14 protein-coding genes and 1 tRNA gene are annotated in these 12,595 nt (G+C 42.0%); 4 read left to right on the top strand and 11 right to left on the bottom strand.

Going from position 1 to position 12,595, the window contains the following annotated elements:
- The 3 genes from ACESM0_RS00320 to pyrF all read right to left on the bottom strand — a co-directional run.
- The coding region (locus tag ACESM0_RS00320; protein ID WP_372902503.1) for an MFS transporter at positions 1–536 on the bottom strand (536 nt) is incomplete at its 3' end.
- A gap of 28 nt (positions 537–564) precedes the next feature.
- A complete protein-coding gene (rnhA, locus tag ACESM0_RS00315) occupies positions 565–1,014 on the bottom strand; it encodes a ribonuclease HI (RefSeq protein ID WP_372902501.1) in 450 nt (149 codons plus the stop codon).
- Positions 1,004–1,846, bottom strand: coding sequence for an orotidine-5'-phosphate decarboxylase (pyrF, locus tag ACESM0_RS00310; protein ID WP_372902499.1), 843 nt, complete (start codon positions 1,844–1,846; stop codon positions 1,004–1,006). Before pyrF ends, rnhA begins: the two co-directional genes overlap by 11 nt.
- Before the next feature lie 93 nt (positions 1,847–1,939).
- Between pyrF and ACESM0_RS00305 the strand changes: the two genes are divergently transcribed.
- The gene (locus ACESM0_RS00305) at positions 1,940–2,677 is read left to right on the top strand and encodes a class I SAM-dependent methyltransferase (RefSeq protein ID WP_372902497.1); all 738 of its coding nucleotides are present in this window, start codon (positions 1,940–1,942) and stop codon (positions 2,675–2,677) included.
- A 149-nt stretch (positions 2,678–2,826) separates the two neighbouring features.
- On the opposite strand, the gene ACESM0_RS00300 is transcribed toward ACESM0_RS00305, so the two are convergent.
- The 8 genes from ACESM0_RS00300 to ACESM0_RS00265 form a co-directional block, all read right to left on the bottom strand.
- The gene (locus ACESM0_RS00300; protein ID WP_372902495.1) at positions 2,827–3,489 is read right to left on the bottom strand and encodes a hypothetical protein; all 663 of its coding nucleotides are present in this window, start codon (positions 3,487–3,489) and stop codon (positions 2,827–2,829) included.
- A gap of 97 nt (positions 3,490–3,586) precedes the next feature.
- Positions 3,587–5,782, bottom strand: a complete 2,196-nt coding sequence (locus ACESM0_RS00295; protein ID WP_372902493.1) for a sodium-translocating pyrophosphatase — start codon at positions 5,780–5,782, stop codon at positions 3,587–3,589.
- Positions 5,783–5,826: 44 nt separating this feature from the next.
- On the bottom strand, positions 5,827–6,384 hold the full coding sequence (pth, locus tag ACESM0_RS00290) for an aminoacyl-tRNA hydrolase (RefSeq protein WP_372902491.1): 558 nt from the start codon (positions 6,382–6,384) through the stop codon (positions 5,827–5,829).
- Between the two features lie 14 nt (positions 6,385–6,398).
- Positions 6,399–7,097 carry a 50S ribosomal protein L25 gene (locus ACESM0_RS00285; protein ID WP_372902489.1) on the bottom strand — a complete coding sequence of 233 codons (699 nt, stop codon included), beginning with the start codon at positions 7,095–7,097 and terminating at the stop codon, positions 6,399–6,401.
- An 18-nt stretch (positions 7,098–7,115) separates the two neighbouring features.
- Positions 7,116–8,048, bottom strand: a complete 933-nt coding sequence (locus ACESM0_RS00280) for a ribose-phosphate diphosphokinase (RefSeq protein WP_372902487.1) — start codon at positions 8,046–8,048, stop codon at positions 7,116–7,118.
- 70 nt (positions 8,049–8,118) lie between these two features.
- Positions 8,119–8,189 (bottom strand) — tRNA-Gln (locus ACESM0_RS00275).
- 48 nt (positions 8,190–8,237) lie between these two features.
- On the bottom strand, positions 8,238–9,404 hold the full coding sequence (locus ACESM0_RS00270) for a DUF2851 family protein (protein WP_372902485.1): 1,167 nt from the start codon (positions 9,402–9,404) through the stop codon (positions 8,238–8,240).
- Positions 9,404–9,709: a hypothetical protein gene (locus tag ACESM0_RS00265; protein ID WP_372902483.1), complete on the bottom strand. Its 306-nt coding sequence runs from the start codon at positions 9,707–9,709 to the stop codon at positions 9,404–9,406. Before ACESM0_RS00265 ends, ACESM0_RS00270 begins: the two co-directional genes overlap by 1 nt.
- A 99-nt stretch (positions 9,710–9,808) precedes the next feature.
- Here ACESM0_RS00265 and ACESM0_RS00260 point away from each other — a divergent pair, with 99 nt between their 5' ends.
- From ACESM0_RS00260 to ACESM0_RS00250, 3 genes are read left to right on the top strand one after another with little or no spacing between them, the layout of a single operon-like run.
- On the top strand, positions 9,809–10,297 hold the full coding sequence (locus tag ACESM0_RS00260) for a phosphoribosyltransferase family protein (RefSeq protein WP_372902481.1): 489 nt from the start codon (positions 9,809–9,811) through the stop codon (positions 10,295–10,297).
- Positions 10,298–10,311: 14 nt separating this feature from the next.
- Positions 10,312–11,184 (top strand): DUF3078 domain-containing protein, encoded by an 873-nt coding sequence (locus tag ACESM0_RS00255; protein ID WP_372902479.1) that lies wholly within the window; start codon positions 10,312–10,314, stop codon positions 11,182–11,184.
- A 10-nt stretch (positions 11,185–11,194) separates the two neighbouring features.
- Positions 11,195–12,538 (top strand): pyridoxal phosphate-dependent decarboxylase family protein, encoded by a 1,344-nt coding sequence (locus ACESM0_RS00250; protein WP_372902477.1) that lies wholly within the window; start codon positions 11,195–11,197, stop codon positions 12,536–12,538.
- Positions 12,539–12,595 lie beyond the last annotated feature (57 nt).

The following is a 12,595-nucleotide window of genomic DNA, read 5'->3' as shown; positions in this document are numbered from 1 at the left end:
GTGGCATCTCCCAGGTATACAATCACAAAACCTGCGGCTACCAATCCCCCCAAATAGCCTAATGCCCAGCCAAAACCGGATATTTTACCTAAATCGCTCGGTGGCCCAAGACTTGGCAAAAATGAAGCTATAAAGTTCTCTCCAATGGAATAAGCAAAATTTGAAACGATAATAAGTATTACACCTAAAACAACCAGTCCAGGCTCAACAAAATAGAGAAGCGCAGTGGAGATTATTGTCAGCAGATAGCTGTAAAAAAGAAATTTCTTTTTAAGAGCTGAATAATCCATTATAGCTCCAAAAACAGGGCCTGACAGCACCACTAGAAAATAGCTCACCGAGAGTGCGACACTCCACAGTAAATTTCCAAGCCTAAATTCATTGTCCGCATCACCAACAATAACTGTTGTAAACAGGACCGGAAAAATCACCGTGATAATCAGCAGCGTATATGCTTGATTGGCAAAATCGAACATCGCCCACCCAAAAATCTCTTTATTGGATGCACGGGGTGTCTCTTTTCTGGCTCTTCTCATTTCAAACAGAGTTCATTTATTGACTGTTTTATAAATATTTTTGCGACTCAGCCACAGCAAGAGCATCCACATGGTTATTGAGTTCATTATCTGAATGCCCCTTTACTTTTACCCAGCTAACACGATGTGGAGCTGCAGCCTTAAGCATTTCCTGCCAAAGCTCTTTATTCTCAACCGGTTTTTTATTCGATTTCTTCCAGCCACGCTTTTGCCAGTTTTCAATCCAGCCCTGTGTAAATGCATTAATGATCAATGCGCTGTCGCTATGAATCTTAACATGGCATTTTTTATTCAACTTTTTAAGTCCTTCAATAACCGCACGCATCTCCATTCGGTTATTTGTGGTTGCCGGTTCTCCTCCGCTCAGCTCTTTTCGCTTTCCATTCCAGATCAAGAGCGCTCCCCACCCTCCCGGACCGGGATTTCCGCTGCAAGCACCATCAGTATACAAAATGACTTCAGGTAATTTATTCGACATATCTTTGGGTAATAGTTTTCAAATTTTCTTTCAGCTCTGATGCTTTCTGTGAAACGATCTCCGCCCAGTTTTCTTCATCTCCTCCGGCGTAAATAATGCCGCGGGATGAATTTATGATGGGGATTCCAATGTGATTTTCAAGTACAACACTCAATTTTTCAATTGAACCGCCCTGAGCCCCTATCCCAGGTATAAGTAAACTGGCACTGGGAAATGCACGTATTACTGGAGAGATTGAATCAATCTGTGTTGCTCCAACCACCATTCCAATATGTGCTTTACTCATCTCCTGTTTTTTAGATAGTTCTTCGGCGATGTACTCACTGAGTGACATCCTTCCTTGAAAACGGCGCAGAAAAAAGTCTGCTGACCCTGAATTTGATGTCAATGATAGCGCATATATTGCTTTCGAGTTATCTTCCAGAAAAGGATCCAGTGTATCCAGTCCCATCAGTGGATTTAAAGTGATGGCATCCGTTTGATAGCGTTCAAAATAGGTGTGCTTGTACATTCTTGCAGTGTTACCTATATCCCCTCTTTTGGCATCCGCAATCACAATTCGATTGCTTGGAATAAAGTCCAAAAGTTTTTCAAATGCTTCCCACCCGGGAGCACCCAATGCTTCAAAAAATGCAATATTTGGTTTGTAGGCGCAGGCATTGATTTTAGTCGATTCCACTACTCGCCTGCAAAATTCAAAAATAAGGTCAGCATCATTGGAGTATTCCTGCCTGAGCGTTATAGGTATTTTTTCAGGAACCGGATCTAATCCCACACAAAGAGTTGAATTTGCCGACTGTACTGCTCTTCTTAGTTTGTCTGTATAATTCATATCTGCTTTTGATTCTAAACTTTTGGAAGATAATAATTAAAAGCCTAAGATTGAGACCGGATTCGAGCAACACTTAATTAACATTTACACGACATGAGCTGGTTTAAAGATTGGTTTGATAGCCCTTTGTATGAAAAACTATACTCGAACAGAGATGATATAGAAGCAGCTTCTTTAGCTGACCTGATAGAAGAAGTTATACCTGTATCAAAGTATAGAAACATCCTGGATCTGGGTTGTGGCCGGGGGCGCCACTCAATCACACTTGCTCAAAGAGGCTATCAGGTTATTGGAATTGACCTTTCCAGAAAAGCTATTAAAAAAGCTAAACGAATTGCAGAACAGCAGAACCTGGAAAATGTGGAGTTTTTTGTAAGAGACATGAGAGATCCTCTCCCTAAACAATTTGATGCTATAGTAAATCTATTCACTACTTTCGGATATTTTCTAGAAGACGAAGAGAACCGGAAAATTTTGAAAAACACCAAGAAAATGCTAGCCCAAGGGGGAGTTTTTTTTATAGATTATCTCAACCCCCAATATGTAGAAAAAAACCTTGTCCCATCGGAGAGCGGCATGTATGAAAATCTCACCTACAATGTAACTCGAAAAATTAAAGACGGAATGGTTTTTAAAACCATACAGTTTTCAGATGATTCTTTAGATAAACCCGTAAAATACAGAGAGCGGGTAAAACTTTACGGACTTGAATGGTTCAGGAACGTACTCGGTGAAAGTGGTTTTAAAATCGTAGAGACTTACGGTGATTATGACGGAGCTCCATTTCTCTCAGAATCTCCTCGTTTGATCATCGTTGCAAAATTGATCTAATCACTACTACAATTCAAAGGTATTGAAAAAGTCCCCTCCTTTTTCAAGGAGGGGATTTAGGGGTGGTTAAAACCACTATCAGATTAGGTATGTGCACTTACAAAGGAGAGGAGAATCATATTCAAGATTCTTATGTCGAACCCACGTTACTACAATACAGTATCTTTAAATACCTCTTCCGCTCCATGCGGCGGCCGGTCCAGGGTCCATGTTTCAAAATAGAATTTACGCTCAGAGCGCACTCTTTTCCCATTGATACTAAAAAATCGGAACTGTTCTGAGACCATACTTTTGAACTGTTCGAAAAATGATGTGTAAATATTTTCTTTTGAAAAGAGATGGAGATCAAAACCATTGTGAGCTGGCTCTTTATATAGAACAAGATCATCACCCTCTAATACATTGGCCAGTCCGGCTTTTTTATGACCTACATTGCTATCGAATTCAAGCTTTAAATCCTGATCTATCCAATTATTTATATCTCCTTTTGATAGAATAAGAGGCTCACCCATTTTCACTGAATTTATACCTTCTCTCAATGATACCCGATCATCACCGCGAAATGCCTGATACTCCGAAAGAGCATCTGAAAAACGATTAATCCATTCATCATAATATGACAAGCAGTTCAGCCCGAACTCATTTTTGTTCAGTACTGTACCTGAAAAATAGAACTTTGAATAGGTAGGGTCCGGTTTTAAAAAATCCTCTACACTGCCCGTTACCTCCTGTAAATCTCTATCGAGCTGCCTTTCCCTTAATTGATCAAGACGTATATCGTGCTCAAAAATTAGTTTAAACAAGTCTGCCATATTAACCGATTTTTTTTGAAACTTTAAACTTCAAACAAATAAAAAACCCCGACAATTTCTCATCGGGGCTTTTAAAAACTTCAAATATAAAAGTTGTTTAGATCATTGTTGCAATAACAAGAGCAACAACGGCCATCAACTTAATCAGAATGTTCAAGGAAGGCCCTGATGTGTCTTTAAACGGATCACCAACAGTATCGCCAACAACAGCCGCTTTATGTACTTCTGAGCCCTTACCATATGATTTTCCATCAATTTCTACACCTTCTTCAATCATCTTCTTGGCATTATCCCAGGCACCACCGGCGTTTGATTGGAAAAGCGCAAGCAAAACTCCGGATGCAGTAACACCTGCAAGAAGTCCACCCAGCATCAAGGGTCCGCCTAAGAAACCGAATAGAACCGGTACGATTACGGCAAGAAGGCCGGGCGCAATCATTTCACGGATAGAAGCCTGAGTTGAAATGGCTACACATTTTTCATATTCCGCTTTACCGTCAGCTGCGTCAAAGAGCAAACGGTCGTCATCACTCCAGTCTGCCAGTTGCTTTCCTTCATTTCTTCTCATGGCATCCAGTGCTTTGGTAAGCTCGGGGATGTCACGGAACTGGCGGCGGACCTCTTCAATCATACTCATTGCGGCACGACCCACGGCCTGCATTGAAAGAGCGGAGAATAGGTAAGGTAACATAGCACCCACAAAAAGAGCAGCCATTACACTCGGTGCTGTAATATCAATCGCTGTTATAATACTTTCCGGGTTTGTTGTGTTATACGCTGTGATATAAGCTGCAAAAAGCGCAAGCGCAGTTAAGGCTGCAGACCCAATGGCAAATCCTTTACCGATCGCTGCCGTTGTATTACCAACCGCGTCCAATTTGTCAGTTCTCTCTCTCACTTCAGGCGGAAGCTCAGACATCTCTGCAATACCACCGGCATTATCAGATATAGGACCGTAAGCATCCACGGCAAGCTGGATTCCTGTGTTGGACAGCATTCCCACAGCGGCAATTGCAATTCCGTATAATCCGGCAAAGTGATAAGCTCCCAGAATGGCAACTGCAATAATCACAATTGGAATGGCTGTTGAGATCATACCAACCCCTACGCCGGCGATAATATTTGTAGCAGCACCTGTAACAGATTGCTTTACAATGGACCATACCGGCTTGGTATCAGTTCCTGTATAGTGCTCGGTGATGAGCCCGATCAACAGACCTGCGGCAAGGCCAAAAATAGTAGCCCAAAAAACTCCCATTGCGGTAAACGTAATTCCGCCAAACTCCCACGATCCCGGAAGCATCCAATTAATAATCAAATAGGATGCAATCAACATAATGAAAGCAGAAACAAATTCACCGGTATTTAACGCTCTTTGAGCATTTCCACCCTCTTTTACTCTTACAAAAAATGTTCCAATAATGGATGTTACAATCCCTACAGCAGCGAGAACCAAAGGCAGCAGCACTGCATTCAGCCCACCAAACTCATTGGTTAATTCGAAACCTCCAAGTCCCATGAATGCGGCACCCAATACCATTGTACCGATTATTGACCCAACGTAAGACTCAAAAAGGTCAGCGCCCATACCTGCAACATCACCTACATTATCACCTACATTATCTGCAATGGTAGCAGGGTTCAATGGATGATCTTCAGGAATGCCGGCTTCAACTTTTCCTACAAGGTCGGCACCAACATCGGCTGCTTTTGTATAAATACCACCGCCCACACGAGCAAAAAGTGCAATAGATGATGCTCCAAATGAGAAACTTGTGATTACAGTAAGTACCTGCTGAACATTATTAATTTCAGTACCAAACATATTGGTGTACAACAGGAACAGAAGCCCTAATCCCAAAACTCCAAGACCTACAACACCGAGCCCCATTACAGAACCACCGTTGAAGGCTACGTTTAAGCCTTGTCCTAAGCTAGTTCTTGCTGCATTGGTTGTTCTTACGTTGGCTTTGGTAGCAACGCGCATTCCAATGAAGCCTGCCAGACCGGAACACAACGCCCCTACAATAAATGAAAAGGATACGAGTACCGATGAGTTCTCCGCGCTTGCACCCTGAAGCCCTAAAAGAATTGCCACGATGATTACAAATATACTGAGAACTTTATATTCTGCTTTGAGGAATGCCATCGCACCCTTGGCAATATTCTGGCTGATGCGTTCCATTTTTTCGGTACCAACTTCCTGTCTGCTAACCCATTTAGCACGGATATAGGTAAACAGTAATGCCAGTACCCCGGCAAGCGGAATAAGGATAATTATTGTGTTAAGCATGATGATTATTTTGATTATTTTTAGCGATAAATAACGCTATGTAGTTAGTTATATTCATTCATTGCGGTATCAATACCACCACGAATAAACGTTAAAATTGCATCCGATGCAAGGTCAATTACTTTAGTAATAATATCTCGCTCTTCTGCTGTAAACTTTTGCAACACATAATCTGCCTGTCTCCCTCTGGGAAAGTCATTTCCTACACCAACTCTAAGTCTGGGAAAAGATTTTGTTTGCAGTTTTTCAATAATATCTGTGATGCCATTATGTCCGCCTGCACTTCCTCCCGGTCTTAGCCGGATCTGCCCAACGTCCAGATTGATATCGTCGTAACAAACCAAACAATCAGACTTTCGGCTGTTCGTCTCTGCTATTGCTTTTGTAATGGCTTTGCCGCTTCTGTTCATGTAAGTGGTAGGCTTGATCAGAACTACGGATTGTCCCTTGAAACGGCCTTCACCTTTGTGGTAAAGACCGTTATCGGGATCAAAAGAAATGGAAAGTTTATCGGCAAGGTTATCTACAACCTCAAAACCAACGTTATGGCGAGAACCATCATACTCCGCACCGGGATTACCCAGGCCAACAATCAGCGCCATATCAGAATACTATGTTATTCTTCTTTTTTCTCTTCTTCGCCTTCAGCTGCTTCTTCTCCCTCAGGAGCCTCTTCACCTTCAAGAAGTTCTTCAGCTTCTTCACCTTCAAGAAGTTCTTCCTCTTCAGGTTCAATAGAAGTGGTAAACAGAGCTTCAGATTTAGGAGGCGCGATGGTTACAATTGTTCGTCGCGGGTCGTCCAGTGGATTAATTCCTTCCATATCCAACTCACTTACGTGCAGTGAATCTCCAATACCGAGATCGGTAATATCCAATTCAAATTCTGCGGGAATTTTATCAGGCATTACTTTAACACGTACAATTCGCATGGTTTGGAATACACGTCCACCACCGTCGCGAACACCGATAGCCGTTCCTGTCAGTCGAATTGGAATCTTCAGTTTTACACGCTGTGATTCATCAAGCACATAGAAATCAGCATGTAGAACCCGGTCGGTAACCGGATCGAATTCAACATTTTTCAGTAGAGTATTATAGGTTGTGCCATCAACGGTCAACTCTTGCAGCTTGGTTTCAGAAGATGAAAGAATCTTCTCAATATCCACTTCCGAAATGGAAAAATGGACGTTCTCTTCAACTTTAGGACCGTAAAGAACAGCAGGTACTTTCAGCTCATCTCTCAAGTGAGCAACTGATTTTTTCCCTAAATCTCTTTTCTCGCCTTCCAGTTTATATATTTCCGGTTGCTTCATGGTTTTTTCAATTATTGATTAATCATCAAAAAGTGCACTAATAGTGTCGTTGGTATGGATACGCTGAATAGCCTCAGCAAAAATACCCGCAACACTTAATACTTTAATTTTATCGGATGGCTTCCTCAATGGAACCGTATCCGTTACTAACAACTGATCGATCGGTGAATCTTCAATTCGCTGATACGCAGGCCCCGACAAAATCGGGTGTGTACAAGTTGTAACAATATTCAATGCTCCTCTCTCTTTGAGAGCAACTGCGGCATTTGTAATCGTCCCTGCAGTATCAATCAAATCATCTACGATCAATACATTTTTTCCTTCAACTTCACCGATAATATTCATCACCTCGGCAACATTCTGCTTCGGTCTCCGCTTATCTATAAACGCGAGACTAGCACCAAGCTTTTTAGAGTAAGCCCGCGCCATCTTCAAACTTCCCACATCGGGTGCCACAACGACCAGGTTTTCAATTGGATTCTCAGTGAAATGCTCAATAAAAATCCGGCTCGCGTATAGATGATCTAATGGAATGTCAAAAAATCCCTGTATCTGCGAAGCGTGAAGATCCATTGTCAATATTCGATCTGCGCCGGCCTCCACCAGTAAGTTTGCCATCATCTTTGAAGCGATGGAAACTCTCGGCTGATCTTTTCGATCTTGACGCGCATATCCAAAATATGGAATAACCGCCGTTACACGTTTAACGGATGCTCTTTTTGCAGCATCCAGCAAGAGTAATAATTCAATGATGTTATCGCCGGGCGGAGGTGTAGACTGAATCACAAATATGTCTTCACCCCTGATACTCTGCTCATACTTTACATACAATTCGCCATCAGAAAAAGATTTGATCGTCACTTCACCCAAATCGGCGCCGTAGCTCTCTGCAATGGCCCTGGCCAGTGCAAGATTACTTCGACCGGCAAAAATAGCTAATGGCGTATCCAACGGATTGACAAGTAAAGGTTTATAAAAAAGAAAAAGGAGTACCTCTCTGGCATCCTTTTATTATGACATGTTGCCCGGGGAGGATTCGAACCCCCACTGACTGGACCAAAACCAGCTGTCCTGCCATTAGACGACCGGGCAATTCATCGAATTGACAGAAACCAAAGATAGAAACAAGATTTTTATGTGTCAAGGATTAATTACACTTTTAAACACCTCACATTTATGACAGTTTCTCTTCTTGCAAAATCTTTTGTATTGATGAGCCAGGCCAAACTTTTTTACACTTTTTGCAATCTCAAATCCTGACTCTTCAAATGGGCGGCGTACTTCTTTGGGAAGTTGCACAATCGCGCTAACCCAGCTGTTATATGCACTTGAACATAATTTTTTGGCAAAAAACAGATCGCCAAGCAGATATATAGATGGAAGAAAAACCGTTTTGTGTATAATTTCCATCCTGGAATTACCAGGCAACTCCGGCTTGGATAAAGAATCCATTAAGGATTTCCATGAATCTACACCTGATTTCAGGTATGTTTCAAATTCTATATTGATGAACTGATAGTGCAATATTGCGGCTTGCCGTACTCTGTTTTTTGGCTGGCTGCCAGGTCTCATCCCTGAGAAATTCCAGTTATACTTTTCGCTTTCTTTATACTCAAAAGCCAGAGCCAACACCTGCTCAACAAACTCTTCCCTACCGATTGATGCTGTTTTGACCTGTTGAATTACATCTTGTACTAATCGCTCCATCGAAATACGGTTGGAGGGAATGCCCAGTGCGCTGTACAGCTGTAAAAGAAAAGCCTTTCTCCAGGCAATGGATGGCGGAAGACCGGGATCATAGCCCGCCATTAATTCATCTACTTTATAATTAAAATACTCTTTGTGGGCTCTCTCTATCTGTATTTCAAAAGCACGCTGATGAATGTTTGTGACACTACCTGCACACGGTAAGGCACCCTGCTCTTTTATATTCAGTAATTTATATAAGGCTTTATTCAACTTCGGGCTAACATTGAATAGTGCGGGCTTGTGCCCATCTGATGTTTTTGCAGTACCGGTGTTTCCTTCTAAAACTACATGCAATATAACACTGTTAAAGTCAGGGTTTTTTTGATGGGAATGCTCAAACCACTCTTTTTCGTGGTTATGAATTTCAACTGAACCGAAAAGCTTGATCCCATTTATGGAGATGCACGCATTTAGAAAGTCGGGACCTGCCCCGCTGTTTTTACGACCGGGATCTAGGATTTGCATAGATTGGCCACCCTGTGTTCTGAGATTATTTACATTAAACTCAAGGTTTTCCCAAATCCATTGGAGTAGAGATTCGTTATACCGGGCCCTCATTATCGGGGAATTTTCAGTTCCAGATCATCAGCTGTGAGCGATTCGGTTGCTTTGTAAAGATCAGGAATTGGATCTTTAAAATTTTTCGCTAAGTCGTTTTTAAATGTGCTCAGACGAACCTTACCAAATTCAGAATATTGATTGGTTCGATTAAGAACAGAATCAACCATTACTTTTGATTTTTCTCTGGTTGTATGAAAAGCTTTCTGCAGATCAGCTCTTCTGTTGCTCATAAAAAAACCTGCAACTACACCTCCGGCGAAGGTGCTGCCGGCTAAAATCGATTGTTTAACTAAATTATTCATCTTACTCCCTTTGTTCTTCGAATTTACAATATCCGTACTTGTATATAGTATACTAAATTGAATACTTTCTATATAATTTTAGGCAACTTATTTAATCTCATGATTCTATCAGACCGCAACAGAATTGAAAGAACCGTTAGACGAATGGCTTACCAAATAGTTGAAGAAGCACACGGTAAGCAGATACAGTTAATCGGCCTAAATGAACGAGGTTACGCACTCGCCGAACAGCTCTGCCTTTTTATCAAAAAGGGATCTGATTCACCGGTTCACTCTGAACAACTCTGGGCACATTCGAATGACTCCTTCACCCTGTCTCAACCCGTCAACGAAAACACGGTCCTGGTTATAGTGGATGATGTAATCTTTAGTGGCGAAACCATCCTGAAAGGATTGGATAAAATACCGAACAGAGAACGATTTAATAAAATTTTCGTTTCAGTACTCGTAGATCGGGGGCATCGCAAATTCCCTATTCAGGCTACTGTTATTGGGATGAATATTCCAACAAAGCTGAATGAGCAGATAGAAGTAGGTTTAAAAAATGGTCTCCCTGATTCTATTATTTTAAATAAGAGTATTTCATAATTCTAAATAAAACCATGAATAAACTATCTCTGCTACTATTACTCCTTCTCTCTACAACTTTCACACTTCAGGCTCAGGACGTTGCCATCCCCGATTCTTTAGATGGATGGGATTTAAGCTGGGTTGCAGGATTAAACGGTTCCCAGGCAGCCTATTCAAACTGGTCGCAAGGCGGAATAAACAATCTGGCATTTACAGGAAATTCTGCTTACACCGCAGCATATAAGAAAGAACGATTCGCATACATATTTGAACTGAACACTCGTTATGGCCAAACTAAAATTGAGGGTGAAGGTGTTCGTAAAACGGACGACCGGCTATCCGTTCGCAATCGGTTTTTATATGACCTGGGAGCAGACCGACAGAGCGACTTCAAACTATTTGGTAACATTAATTTTAGAACACAGTTTGCTAAAGGATATGAATATGGTGAAGCACCCGACGGCAGCGACCTCTTCATTTCTGAGTTCATGGCTCCCGGTTACCTGAGTGAAAATGCCGGTCTGGCTTACGTCCCTTCAGATAATTTTTCTCTTGAAACAGGTTTAGGTCTTCAGCAAACCTTTGTGCAGAATGAATCCCTTTCAACCCTTTACGGCCTGGACGAAGGCGATACGTTTAGAAATGAGGCCGGATTAACTTTTGCCGTGGCGTACGACAGAACACTTGGGACCAACCTGAGCCTCTCTTCATCCCTTGAGATGTTCACCAATTTGAATAAAGCTATTAGCAGTACCGATGTTTTTGTGACAAATCAGTTTACCGGAAAAATCAATGATTTCATGAATGCCTCCCTCAGGCTGGACTTCATTTATGATGATGACTATTCCAAAGAGCTGCAGGTTGCACAGGTATTATCTGTAGGTGTGTCTTTTATATTAATCTAATTTCAGATTATTGAATCAATTTACACCCTATCTACCCGCTATAGAAAAAGTGCTGCGTAAACTGGATGCTTGGCGCTCCCAATTTGGAGCTCAGAACGATCATGCTGAGCTAACGGAGATCGAATCGATTCTGGATAAGCTGGAAGAACGCCTTGAAGGGAACTACCCATTTCATCACCCTTCTTATGCAGGGCAAATGCTTAAACCTCCACACCCAATTGCCTGGCTTGCTTATATGTTAACGGCAACCGTCAATCCTAATAACCACGCTTTGGATGGCGGACCGCCAACCTCCGAAATGGAAAAAGAAGCAGTCAAAGAGCTCGCAAACATGGTTGGATATGGCGACACCTATTTAGGCCATCTGACCTCTGGCGGTACTATTGCCAATCTGGAAGCTCTTTTTGTTTCACGCGAAATCCACCCTGATAAAGCAATTGCGGCCACATCGAATGCACATTATACGCACAGGCGAATGTGCCACGTATTGAACACTAAATTTCTGGAAATACCGGTTGATATAAACGATAATCCCGATCTCAATTTTATTGAAAATCACGCGGACGGAATCGGCACAATCGTGGTTACCATGGGTACAACCGGCCTGGGAACCACCGAACCCCTTTCAAAAATTCTTGATATCGCCAGAAAGCACTCTATCCGAATCCATGTTGATGCCGCATACGGTGGATTTTTCTCATTAATCAAAGATAATCTTCCAAAAAGAGAAGAGTGGCACTGTTTGAGCGATGCCGATAGTATCGTGATTGATCCGCACAAGCATGGATTGCAACCTTACGGGTGCGGAAGCATTCTTTATAAGGATCCTTCTGTGGGAAAATATTACAAACACGATTCACCCTATACCTACTTTACTTCAGAAGATCTTCACCTGGGCGAAATCAGCCTGGAGTGTTCCCGCGCCGGAGCTTCTGCCGCAGCCTTTTGGGCTACCCTGCAGATGCTGCCCCTTACAGAGTCTGGGCTTGGATCCGTACTTAAGAAAGCACGAGAAGCCACTGTGCAGTTCTCAAATCTTTTAAAGGATAGCAGCTCTTTTCAGCTTTACCAGGAGCCGGACCTGGACATCGTTGGCTATTTCCCTATTCCCGAAATGGTAAAAACATCTGAAATTAATAAACTGAGCCTTTCTGTATTTGAAAAAGGAATGAAACGGGAGAACCCATCCGAAAGCTATCACCTTAGTCTATTCAAAATTCCTTCAGAGCGATTCACGACTCGTTTTCCAAATTACCAAGCAGATACTGAAACCGTTCAAATACTGCGAAGTGTATTTATGAAAGAGGAGCACCAACTGTTTGTGGATGAACTTGCAGGAAGGATTGGAATTTGATCACTTAAAAAGTGTCAAAATACAGTGAAAGTAAAATGTGAAAGGCCGAAATAGTCT

The sequence above is a fragment of the Rhodohalobacter sp. genome (assembly GCF_041686455.1).
GTDB lineage: Bacteria > Bacteroidota > Rhodothermia > Balneolales > Balneolaceae > Rhodohalobacter.
Note: the sequence above shows the minus strand (reverse complement) of the source record. Positions and strands in the feature narration are given on the sequence as shown.